We start from the raw sequence: 13,080 nt of genomic DNA, 5'->3' as shown, positions 1-13,080 counted from the left end.
AACATTTGCTAAACGACTTAATCAATGAAAATACCGTAAGAACAAATGTTAATGCAAAAGACTGGGAAGATGCTATAAGAATAGGAGGAAATTTATTAAAAAAATCGGGTATCATAGGACAGGAATACATTGATGCAATGATTCAATCTGTTAAAGACATTGGTCCATATATAGTTTTAGCACCAGGAATAGCCATGCCTCATGCTAATCCCCGATTTGGGGTGAAAGGCCTCGGTATGAGCTTGATAACACTCAATACTCCGGTATACTTTGGCAATAAAGATAATGATCCCGTATCTATAGTCATATGTTTATCGGCAACTAAAAATAACGACCATCTAAAAGAGTTATCTGAATTAGTCAAAGTATTGGGAAATGATTCTAATGTACAGCAAATAAAAAGTGCAACCACCATCAAAGCTATATTAGACATTTTCTCTAATGTCAATTAAATAATTTTATGCAGGAGGTAATAATTATGCTAAAGGTTTTTACAGTGTGTCCTCAGGGACTCGGCAGCAGTATGATAGCCAAAATTCATGTAAGAGCAATATTAGACAAATTAGGTGTAGAAAACGAAGTAGAAACAGCCGGAATCGCCTCAATAGTTGGTGAAAATTTTGATTTAATAATCACCATTGAGGAACTAAAGGATTCCTTAAAACACATCGATCCACAGAAAATTATTTTTATCACTAATTTTTTTAAAAAAAGTGAAATTGAAAAAAAAGTCGTAGAAAAAGTTGAAGAATTGCGCCAAAGTGGGAGGGATATATGATGACACTTATCAACTTTATAGTTTTTCAGTTGCTTTCGCAACCCGCTATTTTACTTGGTATTGTTGCATTGATAGGTCTGTTACTGCAAAAAAGACCTATCAACCAAATTATAATGGGGACATTAAAAACAATAATCGGTGTTTTAATAATTGGCGGCGGTGCCGGAATAGTCGGTAATTCACTTGCCCCATTAGGCGATATTTTAAATGCCGGTTTAGGAATAAAAGGAATTATTCCCACTAATGAGGCTGTCTTACCATTTGCTATTGCACACTTTGGTTCAATGGGCGCTTTAATAATGGTAGGCGGGTTTATAACAAACATTATATTAGCTAAAATCACCAAATTTAAATTCATATATTTAACTGGTCACATCATGTTATATGTGTCTTTATTTGTTACTGCTATTTATATGTCATTGGCTCACTTAACCGGGATACCTCTTTTTATTGCAGGTTCTATAACAATGGGTATTTATTTTACCTTCATGCCCGCCTTGCTTAATCCATACACACAAAAAATAACTGGCGGTGAAGATTTCACAATCGGGCATACCGGTGATGTAGGCTACTGGTTTTCTGCCTGGTTAGGCAAATACATCGGCAACCCGGAACATAGCGCTGAAAAATTTAAATTACCCAAAAGCTTAGGATTTTTCAGGGATTCAACGGCGAGTATGGCTGTGACAATGGTCATCATATTCTTAGCCGCTGTCCTAATAACCGGTCCGCAATATGTCCAAGAACATATCAGCAAAGATTCTAATCCGTTTATATTTGCCTTTATGCAGGGCTTAACCTTTGCCGGCGGGGTAACAATCGTATTGGCCGGGGTACGTATGATGTTATCTGAAATTATACCTGCCTTTTCAGGTATTTCCGATAAATTCATTCCCGGTGCTATTCCCGCCATTGACTGCCCTGCCGTATTTCCCTACGCTCCTACGGCACTTATATTTGGTTTTGTGGCAATGTTCATTGGTATGATTATCGGTATGTTTATTCAATTTGGTACCGGTGCTGCCTACATTATTCTGCCAGGCATCGTTCCCGCATTTTTTGCCGGCGGTACTGCCGGAATATTTGGTAATAGTACCGGCGGTTGGAAGGGAGCCATCGTCGGTCCGTTTATAATTGGTGTAATACTAGCAATAGGAACAGGTTTACTAATACCAAGCACAGGTGCATTAGCCGACACAGGCAGTACATTTGGAGATCCATTCTATGCCACTGTTGGATTAATTTTTGCAAAAATAGTCGCTTTATTTAGTTAATAATGAAAAATTTACACGAAATATATTATTAACAGGAGACAAACATCATGGATATTACCGATTTAACAGAAGTGTCCAGGAGAATTCGTCTGGATACCATCAAAGCTATCTATCATGTAAAAACAGGTCATCCTGGTGGAGCTTTATCTATAGCCGATATCTTAGCTGTTCTTTATTTCAATGAACTCAATATTGACGTCCAAAATCCCGCATGGCCAGATCGTGATAGATTTATACTGTCCAAGGGACATGGATGCACTTCGTTGTATGCTGCATTGGCCGAAAAAGGTTTTTTCCAAAAAGAAAAATTATTGACTCTACGTCAATATGGATCTATATTGCAAGGACATCCTGACATGAAATCAACGCCTGGACTGGATATGTCATCCGGGTCTTTAGGTCAAGGCTTATCCATTGGAAATGGAATGGCATTGGCAGCAAAATTGCAGAATAAAAGTTATCGTGTCTATGTATTGTTAGGTGACGGTGAATTAGAAGAAGGGCAGATATGGGAAGCTGCGATGACAGCATCAAAATATCATCTGGACAATCTCATAGCAATAATTGATGCAAATGGTCTGCAAATCAACGGTCCTACTGATGAAGTGATGCAGGTGGAACCCATTGATAAAAAATTTTCTGCCTTCGGTTGGAATACCATAGTTATTGACGGCAACGCTATCCCACAAATATTAACCGCTCTGAAAAAAGTAAAAAGAGTAAAGAACAAACCCTCGGTCATCATTGCAAAGACAATAAAAGGGAAGGGGATCTCATACATGGAAAACAATATCAAATGGCATAGCGGTGTGCCTAACCCGCAGGAATATAAAACAGCCTTACAGGAACTTGAAGGTGAACTATAATGGGGATTGCTATGCGTGAAACATTTGGCCGTACACTGCAATTGATGAAAGATGATCCGCGGCTCGTCGTTTTGGACGCCGATCTTGGTTCTGCCACAAAATCATTAATGTTTAAAAGTGTCTGTCCACAGCGCTATATAGATGTCGGTATTGCCGAACAGGATATGGTCGGTACCGCTGCCGGCCTTTCTGTATGCGGAATGATTCCAATTGTCTCAACCTTCTCTGTATTTTTAGTTGGACGGGCACTGGACCAAATCCGCAATACAATTGCCTATCCAAACCTAAATGTGAAGTTAGCAGGCACTCATGCCGGTGTCAGTGTAGGCTATGATGGCGCTTCTCATGAGGCCGTGGCCGATTTGGCTATAATGAGAGCTCTTCCCAATATGACCGTATTATGTTCATCTGATGCACCTGAAACAGCCGCTATGCTAAAAACGGCTTATAATTATCAGGGACCAGTATATATGCGTATAAGCCGGATTGGTGTCAATGATTATCATGACGAAAATTATAAATTCAAAATTGGTCAAGGTGAAATAATATGTCCGGGAACTGATTGCAGTGTCATAGCTACTGGCATTATGGTACCAGAAGCTATAACGGCAGCAAAATTACTAAAAAAATCCAATATCAGTCTTTGTGTTATCAATATGCCCTCTATAAAGCCCATTGACCGTAACCTTATTATTCGTGCCGCAAAAGTTACCGGTGCTATCGTCACTGCAGAAGAACACAATATAATCGGCGGACTTGGTTCAGCCGTATCAGAAGTTCTAAGCACAACGGTTCCTGTACCTATGCAGTTTGTCGGTATCAAGGATTGTTATGGGACATCAGGCGATTACAATGTCTTATTGCAGGCTTATCATCTAAAAGCCACTGATATCGCAGCCGCTGTAAAAAAAGCTATTACAATGAAAAACAATATGTAACTTTCTCCAAGGAGTAAATACATTGATAAAAAAATCGACTTTACTTGTAATAAACGAACTCATGGAACGATATAGTGCTTTATTTATATGTAAAAAAGATATTACAAATGCGCTAACAGCAATTTGCAATACCTACCGCCACAACCACAAATTATTGATTTGCGGTAATGGTGGCAGCGCTGCTGATTCCGAGCATATTGTAGGCGAGTTAATGAAAGGATTTTTATTATCAAGGAAATTAAAACATTCATTATATCAAAAATTAAAAAATCTTTATCCTGAAAATGCTGCATATTTTTTTAACAATTTACAAGAAAGTCTTCCTGCCCTTTCTTTAGTAAATCAAGTTGCCCTAACTACTGCATTTTCTAATGATCAGTCAGCTGATTTAGTATTTGCCCAACAAGTATTAGGACTCGGCAATGAGGGTGATATACTATTAGGAATTAGTACTTCCGGTAACTCTGACAATATTATTTATGCTATGCAAATAGCTAAAGCAAAGCATATGATAACTATCGCTCTCACAGGTAAAACCGGCGGTAAATTACAAAATTTTTCTGATATTTGCATTAAAGTTCCTGAACTAAATACTTACAAAATTCAAGAATTACACCTGCCAATTTATCATGCACTATGTATAGCCATAGAAAATGAATTTTTTACCTAATTGTCATTTTCTTTCACATTTATCATTGGAGCTGTCACACGAATAATATCGACCTCATAAAGATGGGGCTGTCACATAAACAACATTGACCTTACAAAAATAGTTGCGTGCGACAGCCCCATATGCTCCAAAACAAACATGCCTATTTGTCTTTCATCATTCACCTTTTATAACGATCTTCAATCCCTGCATGCTTATATTCATTTCCATAGCATCGTTAATGTCCGCCAAATTATATTTATGTGTTAGTAATTCGGTAACCGGTAGTTTGCGTTCCTGTGCTTCTTTCAGAAAATCCATTGCCTGCAGCCAGTCTTTAGCCTGATAAGTCCATGATCCGGTGACTTTTATTTCTTTATTGCAGATATCAAAATGAGGATTGTAGGTGGTTTCACCGTTATTAACAAAAAATCCCAATTCGCACATTGATCCGCCACGTCTTACATAATGCCATATCGTCGACGCCGCTTTAGGTGAGCCTGTGCACTGAAATGCCATTTCCACTCCATACCCGTTTGCCAATTCCTTGACTTTGGCTAAGGCATCTTCTTTCATAAAGTTAATAGTAACTGCAGCTCCCAGTTTCTTGGCCATTGTCAAACGCTTTTCATCTCCATCGACGGCAATGATATTACGCACTCCCATAGTACGCACGGCAGTCAGCAAAAGCAGGCCAATCGGTCCGCAGCCCTGGACCAGAACATATGAACCATGTTTAAAATCAAATATTTCCTTTGCTTTTTCTATCGCATGAATAATAACGGCCGATGGTTCAATTAATGTTCTTAAATCAACGTCCATATCACTTACATTAAAAATAACACCTCCGGCATTTATCTTCATATATTCACCAAACCATCCGTTGAAATTTCTGTAAGCCGCCTCGCCCGGCAGCAATCCGAAAATTTCACCGTGATCACAAAGATGAATTATCTCAGGATGTTTAGTGCATGTTTCACAGACACCGCATGGTTTTAAGCCTGTAACGACCTTATCCCCGATTTTTAATGGTTTACCCGAATAATCCTTGGTGACATTCTTACCAATTTTTACAATTGTTCCTGTCCCTTCATGCCCCAGTTCCACAGGAATATAACCAAATGGATCTCCTTTGTATTCATGAACATCCGTACCGCAAATCCCTACTTGTTCAACTTTTACCAATACCTCATCATCATTAATAGAAGGTACTGGTAATTCCATGATATCGATTTTTTTAGTTCCCGTGAGAACGGCAATTCTTGCCTTTTCCGGAATTGTGCTCATTTCCAAAACTTCCCTTCATACATATGAGATTTTTTTCACTAACTCAATTATAGTATTATTAACTGAAAAGTTCAATATATTACAATTTTAAATTTATTTTTTTAATCTTAGCAGTAATGCCGCCAAAAAAGCTGTGAATATTATAATCGTTCCTACACTTATAGCATAATTGAAACCACTATACAATGCTTGAGTGTGCACTAATGCAGTATCTAACTGCTGAGAATTCATTAAATAAGAATTTTTACCTGCTGTCATAAGACCGACAAACAACGGCGTTCCCAATGCTGACCCTAATTGTACAAAGGTGTTGATAATTGCCACACCATGTGTCTGGCTGCGTGTTGACAATTGTTGCAGCGCAGTGGACTGAACCGGTGCCCATGCCAAAGCTATGCCAAAATATATAACTGCATCGAGCAAAGCAATTGTCAAAACCGAAGTAGTGACTTGCACCCTGGACAAAATAAATAAAAAAATCCCCATTAAAAATATTCCCAATGGAATTAATGTTTTTCCGCCAAGCCTGTCATACATTCTACCGGATACCGTTGTCATAACACTGCATACCAGCACCGCAGGAAATAAAATCAATGCTGCCTGAAGTGAAGATAGTCTCAACCCATCTTCAAATAGCATTGGTAAAATTATATTTATAGAAAATTGCACCATTTGAATTATAATAACCAATATAGCACATAAAGTAAAATATGGTTTTGCAAATACCCTGATATTAAGCATTGGTTCTTGTAGTGACAATTGTCTTTTAGCAAAAATTGCTAAGGATAAAACACCTACTATAAAGATCGACATTATCACAATCATATCGGCATTCGAGCCAATCACACTCATACCATAAACCAACGCTGCAAAACCAGTTGTCGAAAAAATAATTGATAACACATCAATACGCGGATGAGTAATTTTTATCACGCTTTTCAGACAAAACCAGCTGCCTAACATACATACTGCAATAATCGGCATTAATAATATAAATAATGCCCGCCATGGGAAAAATTGTAATACGATACCGGAAACAATTGGTCCGACTGATGGTCCGACCAAAATGATACATGTACAAATTCCCATAACATAACCGTATTTCTCACGCGGATAAATAGCCAGCGCTGTATCAATCATAATAGGTGCCAGTAACCCGGTTCCCGTGGCCTGCAACATTCTTGCCAACAACAATACTATGAATGCAGGAGCAAAAACAGCCAAAATCGTTCCCGCGAAAAAAAGCCCCATCGCTCCTAAGTATAGCTGTCTGGTCGTAAAAGTATGTATTAAAAAAGCTGAAATTGGAACCATCACTGCTACGGTCAGGACATATCCCGTTGAAAGCCACTGTACTATTGCGGCGGTAACATTCATTTCACGCATGATTGGCGTCAAAGCTACATTTAAAATTGTTTCATTAAAAAGTGATAAAAAACCACCAAGCAATAAAACCAGCATCATTGCTCGGACCGAATATTTGCTATGTTTATCTTGCATACTAATTGCTTCCTTTATATAGACTAGTTGTTATATATTATGCCAAAAAAGATATTATCTCTTTAACTATTTTTTTAATTATTTTTTTAATAAAATTTCAATTTGTTTTGCAGCCAACCCCAATGCGGTTGTATCGTGATGTGTAACAGAAAGTAAAATAGCTCCTTCCATAAGTGATTGGATTACTATACCCAATTGTTCTGCCCGCTCCTTTGGTACCCCACTATCCAATAATTTTTGGGCATAAATATTTTCCAAGGCAGAAAACGATTCACTACAAGCTGTCCGCAATGCTTCACTAGATAAATAGGTTTCCAATGCGACCAGACTCAGCGAAGTGTTTTTTAGTTTTCCATCTTGTTTCAATGCGGTTATCATATCTTTTATGACTGCATTAATTGCCAATATTGGATCGGTATATCGATCTAAACCATCCTTAATTTTTTGCTGGATGGATCTGCCGGCAAATTTAACAGCAGCTACACCAAGTTCTTCTTTTCCCTCGGGAAAGTAATAATATAATGATCCCTTAGGTGACCCGCTTTTTTTAATTATTTCATTCAGACCTGTTGCATAGAACCCCTGGGACTGAAACAAATCTGATGCCGTTCCCACAATCTTTTCACGAGAATTGTTTTTTGTATTCATATATATATTCTCCTTCTATAAAGTTAATTATATCAATTGGTCTATATATTATAAAACAATCTCATGCTTATGTAAACAGTTTTATAAAATTGCCTTCGATCAATAAACTGATTCACTTCATATTCAAATACCGATCACAGGTTTTTATGATAAAATATATTTATCGCCATTTATCGGCAAACATGTTTTATAGGAGTGAACTTTAATTGGAAAAAGAAAACATTACAAAAAAGCTGTATATATTTTTAGTTATTTTATTAGCTGCAGCAGCCGCCGTATCTGTGCAAAACGGCAGTCTGAAACGGGGACAACGAAGATTTAACTCATATATAAACGACATAGGCCGCAGTCCGGACAGTCCACCTTATCTAAGCCTGCATTATCGCATCCGCAAAGCCTACTTTGCTGTGGAACCGCATGAAAAAAATCCCATAGTATTTCTGGGAGACAGTATGACTGATGAAGGTGATTGGGCAAAACTGTTCCCCGACAAAAATGTAGTCAATCGCGGTATAGGTGGAGATACCACACTCGGTGTACTTAACCGTATTAATCAGATAATAGCGCTCAAACCGCCTAAAATATTTTTGATGATCGGCACCAATGATCTTTGTTACAACCGCTCCATATCCGACACCGTAAATAATTATGACAAAATCCTATTTTTATTACATAGAAATTTACCGGGAACAAAAGTATATGTGGAAAGTGTCCTTCCTTTTAATGATGACATTTTCCCATCAGTGTATTTGAGAACAAATGCCGATATAAAATTATTAAATACCTATATAAGAAAATTAGCTAATAAATATAATTATCCTTATCTTGATATAACAGCCCCATTTACAGGCAATGATGGTAAATTACCATCAGATGAGACCATCGACGGGCTTCATCTAAATAAAAAAGGTTATAATATATGGCGCGAACAAATACAAAACTATGTATATGAATAAAAAAATATACTATTCTATATAAAATGGATATTATTTAATTCAAACATAAAATATTTTTTATTAATTTTATTTTAAAGATTTTACAAGAACGCGCAAAATCTTTTTTTATTACAAATAATTGTATCAGATAAAGCGCTGTATATTTGACAATACATATATGCATATGCTAATATAACAATATTAATATAAATACTTTTAGGGAGATTAATCATGCTGCTACACCATGCACTGCTCGGTTTACTATCACGTAATTCTATGACCGGTTATCAAATAAAACAAAAATTTGCATCATCAATTGTTTTTTTCTGGGATGCACACATAAGCCAAATTTATCGTGAACTTTCCGGCATGAAGAAAAAAGGCTGGGTCAGTTGCAAAATACAACCCCAAAATGGAAAACCAGATAAAAAAATTTATTCTATCACAGATACCGGCAAAAAAGAATTTTTAAACTGGCTCAGGGATTGTTCAGTCCCATCGTCGGAAACAATAAAAAGTGAATTTTTGACAAAGATTTTTTTTGCCGATAATATGGATATCACTCAGCTGATATATCAATTAAAAAATTTTATAAATAAAAAACAGCACGAACTTGACACTTACAATGACATCAAAAAACATATCTCGGCAAATCTAAATGAGAAAATATGTTTTTTCGGCAACATGACACTTCAGCGTGGCATCAGCTGCTGTACCGCTGATATAAAATGGGCCCAGAAATGTCTTGATGATATTGATAAATACCTGAAAAAACAAGTCAACTTTTAATTACTGTTACCCATTGATTATTTTATAAGGGAGACTTTAAATATGAAAATAGCAGCCATAAATGGCAGCCCGCGAGGTAGAAACAGCAACACACACCAAATGGTAAAATCGTTTTTAGACGGTGCCCGGCAAGCCAATGCCCAAACCGTCAATATTTTTTTAGCAGAAAAACATATTGAACATTGCCGCGGCTGCTTTGCCTGTTGGTTAAAAACACCTGGAAAATGCATTATAAAAGATGACATGGAGGCATTAGTCCAGATATGTACTAATGCAGATATTTTACTTCTGGCTTCACCTCTTTATGTTGACAATATTACAGGACTGATGAAAGATTTTGTAGATCGGTTTATTGTCACTATCGATCCTCATTTCAATAAAGACACTAATGGTGAATGCCGCCACCCCAACAGATTAAATAAAAAATTTCCAAAGTTGATTTTTATGTCGAATTGTGGTTTTGCAGAACATTCTCATTTTCAAGTGGTTTCTCATTGGATCAAGCGAATGGCCTTAAATATGAATACAGAATTGTTATGTGAATTATATACGTCTCAAGGTAGTTTACTGCAAAATAACACACCATGCGTAAAATCAATAATGACTGAATACTTTGATTATATGTCCAAAGCCGGTAAAGAAATCGTAACTGATAAAAAAATTTCTACCGAAACACAACGGGCATTAAATAAAAAGTTTCTGCCGGATGATATTTTCATAAAATATCAAAATGATTTCTTTGATGCTGCTTTATCACGACTGCAGCAACAAAGCTGAATATTAATTTCTAATATTGAAGGTGCAATCTCATGTCTATTACGATTTACTATTTGTCGGCAACCGGTAATTCTCTGCATGCAGCCAAAAAATTAGCTGAAAAATTATCACTTTCCGAAACGAACGTATCACTGTATTCAATTCCTGACATTATAAAAGAAACCGCAATTACTCCTAAGGGCAGTATTGGTTTAGTTCTGCCGCTTCATTTTTTTGCCCTGCCGATATTAGTCGAAGAATTTTTATCCAAATTGGATTTATCACAAACCAGTTATGTTTTCGCAGTAATTACCTGCGGTTTTCATTATATAAGCAACGCATTTCATGAATTAAAACAAATCATTGAAAACAGGCATGGAAAATTACATGCCGCGTTCTATGTTGATATGGTTTCTATCTATTTACCACTTAACGATTTACCACCCAGATCTAAAATGTTGAAAAGATTATTATCTGCTGACGATAAATTAGATTCTATTGCTGAAAAAATATCATCACATCAAACAGTATCTGCCCATGAATATTTCAATCTCATTTCTAAAATTATTCACAGCAGATATAATAGTCATCCCGAAAAACTGGATGAACAATTCAGCCTGTCCGGCAATTGTTCCGATTGCGGTCTATGCGCAAAAATATGTCCACGGGCCAATATAATTATTGAGGCAGGTTCACCAAAGTGGCTGCATTCTTGTACACAATGCCTCGCCTGTCTGCATATATGTCCGGAAAAATCTATTGAACTTGGTATCCGTACCAAGGGTCGCAAACGCTACCATCATCCTGACATCGGATTAAAAGATTTATTCAGCAAAAGATTTGTTTAATATTAAAATTGAATATGCTATATTTCAATGGCATGATTTATAAATTGATTTTCGAGGTAAAGATATGATTGTTTCGCAAAGAAAATATGAGTTGACTGACTTTGAATGGCATAATATAGAATCATATTTACCAAAACAATTAAAAAAAGAGCTTGGGCATTCTCATCGACAACTGCGTAAATTAATAAATGCTATTGTCTGGGTCGCACGCAGCGGCTCTGGCTGGCAGGATTTGCCGATAAAATTTGGCGACTGGCGCACAGTATATATCAGATTTTTAAAATGGCAGGAAAAAGAATTATTGGCCGCTGCTTTTAAAGAGCTTGATGAGTCGATTGATTTGGAAAAGTTGCAATTGAATATACATTCCGGCAGTGAACTGCTCTGGTGCCACATTCCATTTTTTTAATACCATCTATACAAAGGAGTATTATAAAGATGTCCAAACTATCCGGTCTTAACGGTATAAGGGCTTGTGCCTGTCTTATGATTATCCTGCATCATCTTTCCCAGACATATAATACAGCTTTTACAAATCCCAACATTGAATTTATCCACCACACATGCCTGTCTTCCTTACAGTCATGTGTGACTATTTTTTTTGTGTTGAGCGGTGCACTATTATCACGAAGATTTTGGCTTCGATATCTTGACGATAAAGCAATGCCGAATCTTCATGTTTTTTTTATTCACCGAGCCGCGCGAATACTTCCGGCGTTTTACTCAGTCCTGGCTATTACATTTCTTTTAGAATTGTTTATCATTCCTGAACAACCAAATAGGTTTTTAAGATTTTTCAGTGCTTTTACCTTTTTATCCGGTTTCAACTACAAAACATTTTTCCCTACAATGCTGGATGGTCCATTATGGTCAATAAGCTTTGAAGTCATTACCTATATTTTGTTGCCTGTATTCATGTTTGGATTATTTTTCTCCCAAAAGCATTATAAGCATCACGCAGTATTTTACTGGCTACTGGCATTAATCATAGTATTGTTAATTAATCACGCCATTCAAATATACTGCCAACCAGATAATATAAATCGCGGCTGGCAGTATGGTATAGTAGGTGGTGCAAAATATTGGATGCCAAATTATAATCCTATAGGTTTTTTCGCTCAGTATATGCTGGGCATAGCGGCGGCAGGCATAACCATATGGTTTGAACGTACCCCAAAACTATATAATTATATGCAAAAACGTAATTTATTCGACATTTTATCTCTACTAGGTATATCTGCTTATATTATTATGTTATTTTTCTTTTCAACTATACCTGAATTTGCTATCAGTATACAAAACCAGCCTTATCATTATCCGCTCTTCTCCGGCTGTGCTGCTCTTATTATTGCAGTGATACCGCTTTCAAAACATATTGGTCATTTATTTGACAATCCATTTTTTTCTTATACAGCCAAAATTTCCTTTGGCCTTTATATCTGGCATTATATCTTTGTTGCCGCAATATTTTACTCTGGCACAACAAAAGGAACTGCCAGCATCACCGACTGGCTTATAGGAAGTTTAGCAGTTATAATAGCAGCTTATACCGTGGCCTCTTTATCGTGGTTTTTACTAGAAAAACCTATTTTAGACAGAGTAAAAAATTACTGTCACTGATTCCTCGCCTCGTTATATTGCTTTGAACCATCCGGCACCGGATACAGGAGTAATAAAAAATTATTCTCTAAGTCACATAAAAAACTTAGCTGCATCTATTTGCAGCCAAAATGGACTGTCGCACAAACGACACTAATTTCATAAAGATGCAGCCGTCACCGCTAAAGCGGTTCTCTGCCCCTCCAAGGGTAG

The 13,080-nt window shown here is 36.8% G+C and carries 15 protein-coding genes; 12 read left to right on the top strand and 3 right to left on the bottom strand.

The features are described 5' to 3' along the window. Positions 1-5: 5 nt before the first annotated feature. The 6 genes from I6751_RS06020 to I6751_RS05995 are packed head-to-tail and all read left to right on the top strand — an operon-like array spanning position 6 to position 4,526. Complete coding sequence (locus I6751_RS06020) at positions 6-452, top strand: PTS sugar transporter subunit IIA (protein WP_182186912.1); 447 nt, start codon at positions 6-8, stop codon at positions 450-452. A 26-nt stretch (positions 453-478) separates the two neighbouring features. Then, positions 479-778, top strand: coding sequence for a PTS sugar transporter subunit IIB (locus tag I6751_RS06015; RefSeq protein WP_182186914.1), 300 nt, complete (start codon positions 479-481; stop codon positions 776-778). After that, positions 775-2,052: a PTS ascorbate transporter subunit IIC gene (locus I6751_RS06010; protein WP_196592204.1), complete on the top strand. Its 1,278-nt coding sequence runs from the start codon at positions 775-777 to the stop codon at positions 2,050-2,052. The genes I6751_RS06015 and I6751_RS06010 overlap by 4 nt, the downstream gene beginning before the upstream one ends. Positions 2,053-2,099: 47 nt before the next feature. Continuing rightward, the gene (locus I6751_RS06005) at positions 2,100-2,918 is read left to right on the top strand and encodes a transketolase (protein ID WP_196592203.1); all 819 of its coding nucleotides are present in this window, start codon (positions 2,100-2,102) and stop codon (positions 2,916-2,918) included. Beyond that, positions 2,918-3,856: a transketolase family protein gene (locus I6751_RS06000; protein ID WP_196592202.1), complete on the top strand. Its 939-nt coding sequence runs from the start codon at positions 2,918-2,920 to the stop codon at positions 3,854-3,856. The genes I6751_RS06005 and I6751_RS06000 overlap by 1 nt, the downstream gene beginning before the upstream one ends. A 22-nt stretch (positions 3,857-3,878) precedes the next feature. Then, positions 3,879-4,526 (top strand): D-sedoheptulose-7-phosphate isomerase, encoded by a 648-nt coding sequence (locus tag I6751_RS05995; protein WP_196592201.1) that lies wholly within the window; start codon positions 3,879-3,881, stop codon positions 4,524-4,526. 156 nt (positions 4,527-4,682) lie between these two features. On the opposite strand, the gene I6751_RS05990 is transcribed toward I6751_RS05995, so the two are convergent. The 3 genes from I6751_RS05990 to I6751_RS05980 form a co-directional block, all read right to left on the bottom strand. Beyond that, on the bottom strand, positions 4,683-5,792 hold the full coding sequence (locus tag I6751_RS05990) for a zinc-dependent alcohol dehydrogenase (RefSeq protein WP_196592199.1): 1,110 nt from the start codon (positions 5,790-5,792) through the stop codon (positions 4,683-4,685). 93 nt (positions 5,793-5,885) lie between these two features. Next, entirely contained in the window at positions 5,886-7,292 is a 1,407-nt protein-coding gene (locus I6751_RS05985; protein ID WP_196592197.1) for an MFS transporter, read from the bottom strand. Between the two features lie 78 nt (positions 7,293-7,370). Then, complete coding sequence (locus I6751_RS05980; protein ID WP_196592195.1) at positions 7,371-7,940, bottom strand: TetR/AcrR family transcriptional regulator; 570 nt, start codon at positions 7,938-7,940, stop codon at positions 7,371-7,373. A gap of 206 nt (positions 7,941-8,146) precedes the next feature. Here I6751_RS05980 and I6751_RS05975 point away from each other — a divergent pair, with 206 nt between their 5' ends. The 6 genes from I6751_RS05975 to I6751_RS05950 all read left to right on the top strand — a co-directional run bounded on the left by I6751_RS05975 (position 8,147) and on the right by I6751_RS05950 (position 12,888). Then, entirely contained in the window at positions 8,147-8,896 is a 750-nt protein-coding gene (locus tag I6751_RS05975) for a GDSL-type esterase/lipase family protein (RefSeq protein ID WP_196592194.1), read from the top strand. A gap of 210 nt (positions 8,897-9,106) precedes the next feature. Further along, entirely contained in the window at positions 9,107-9,664 is a 558-nt protein-coding gene (locus I6751_RS05970; protein WP_182186930.1) for a PadR family transcriptional regulator, read from the top strand. 42 nt (positions 9,665-9,706) lie between these two features. Continuing rightward, on the top strand, positions 9,707-10,441 hold the full coding sequence (locus tag I6751_RS05965) for a flavodoxin family protein (protein WP_196592192.1): 735 nt from the start codon (positions 9,707-9,709) through the stop codon (positions 10,439-10,441). A 32-nt stretch (positions 10,442-10,473) separates the two neighbouring features. Continuing rightward, complete coding sequence (locus I6751_RS05960; RefSeq protein ID WP_196592191.1) at positions 10,474-11,268, top strand: EFR1 family ferrodoxin; 795 nt, start codon at positions 10,474-10,476, stop codon at positions 11,266-11,268. 64 nt (positions 11,269-11,332) lie between these two features. Further along, positions 11,333-11,677 carry a transposase gene (locus I6751_RS05955; protein ID WP_196592189.1) on the top strand — a complete coding sequence of 115 codons (345 nt, stop codon included), beginning with the start codon at positions 11,333-11,335 and terminating at the stop codon, positions 11,675-11,677. Between the two features lie 29 nt (positions 11,678-11,706). Further along, positions 11,707-12,888, top strand: a complete 1,182-nt coding sequence (locus I6751_RS05950; protein ID WP_196592188.1) for an acyltransferase family protein — start codon at positions 11,707-11,709, stop codon at positions 12,886-12,888. Positions 12,889-13,080: the final 192 nt, after the last annotated feature.

This window comes from Pectinatus frisingensis (assembly GCF_015732285.1).
Taxonomy (GTDB): Bacteria; Bacillota; Negativicutes; order Selenomonadales; family Selenomonadaceae; genus Pectinatus; species Pectinatus frisingensis.
Note: the sequence above shows the minus strand (reverse complement) of the source record. Positions and strands in the feature narration are given on the sequence as shown.

Bases quoted from the DNA above. Each gene is read 5' to 3' on its own strand.
- I6751_RS05970 (WP_182186930.1), top strand. From the start codon at position 9,107: ATGCTGCTACACCATGCACTGCTCGGTTTACTATCACGTAATTCTATG.
- I6751_RS05985 (WP_196592197.1), bottom strand. From the start codon at position 7,292: ATGCAAGATAAACATAGCAAATATTCGGTCCGAGCAATGATGCTGGTT.
- I6751_RS06015 (WP_182186914.1), top strand. From the start codon at position 479: ATGCTAAAGGTTTTTACAGTGTGTCCTCAGGGACTCGGCAGCAGTATG.
- I6751_RS05965 (WP_196592192.1), top strand. From the start codon at position 9,707: ATGAAAATAGCAGCCATAAATGGCAGCCCGCGAGGTAGAAACAGCAAC.
- I6751_RS05955 (WP_196592189.1), top strand. From the start codon at position 11,333: ATGATTGTTTCGCAAAGAAAATATGAGTTGACTGACTTTGAATGGCAT.
- I6751_RS05950 (WP_196592188.1), top strand. From the start codon at position 11,707: ATGTCCAAACTATCCGGTCTTAACGGTATAAGGGCTTGTGCCTGTCTT.
- I6751_RS06000 (WP_196592202.1), top strand. From the start codon at position 2,918: ATGGGGATTGCTATGCGTGAAACATTTGGCCGTACACTGCAATTGATG.
- I6751_RS06010 (WP_196592204.1), top strand. From the start codon at position 775: ATGATGACACTTATCAACTTTATAGTTTTTCAGTTGCTTTCGCAACCC.
- I6751_RS05960 (WP_196592191.1), top strand. From the start codon at position 10,474: ATGTCTATTACGATTTACTATTTGTCGGCAACCGGTAATTCTCTGCAT.
- I6751_RS05990 (WP_196592199.1), bottom strand. From the start codon at position 5,792: ATGAGCACAATTCCGGAAAAGGCAAGAATTGCCGTTCTCACGGGAACT.
- I6751_RS05980 (WP_196592195.1), bottom strand. From the start codon at position 7,940: ATGAATACAAAAAACAATTCTCGTGAAAAGATTGTGGGAACGGCATCA.
- I6751_RS06005 (WP_196592203.1), top strand. From the start codon at position 2,100: ATGGATATTACCGATTTAACAGAAGTGTCCAGGAGAATTCGTCTGGAT.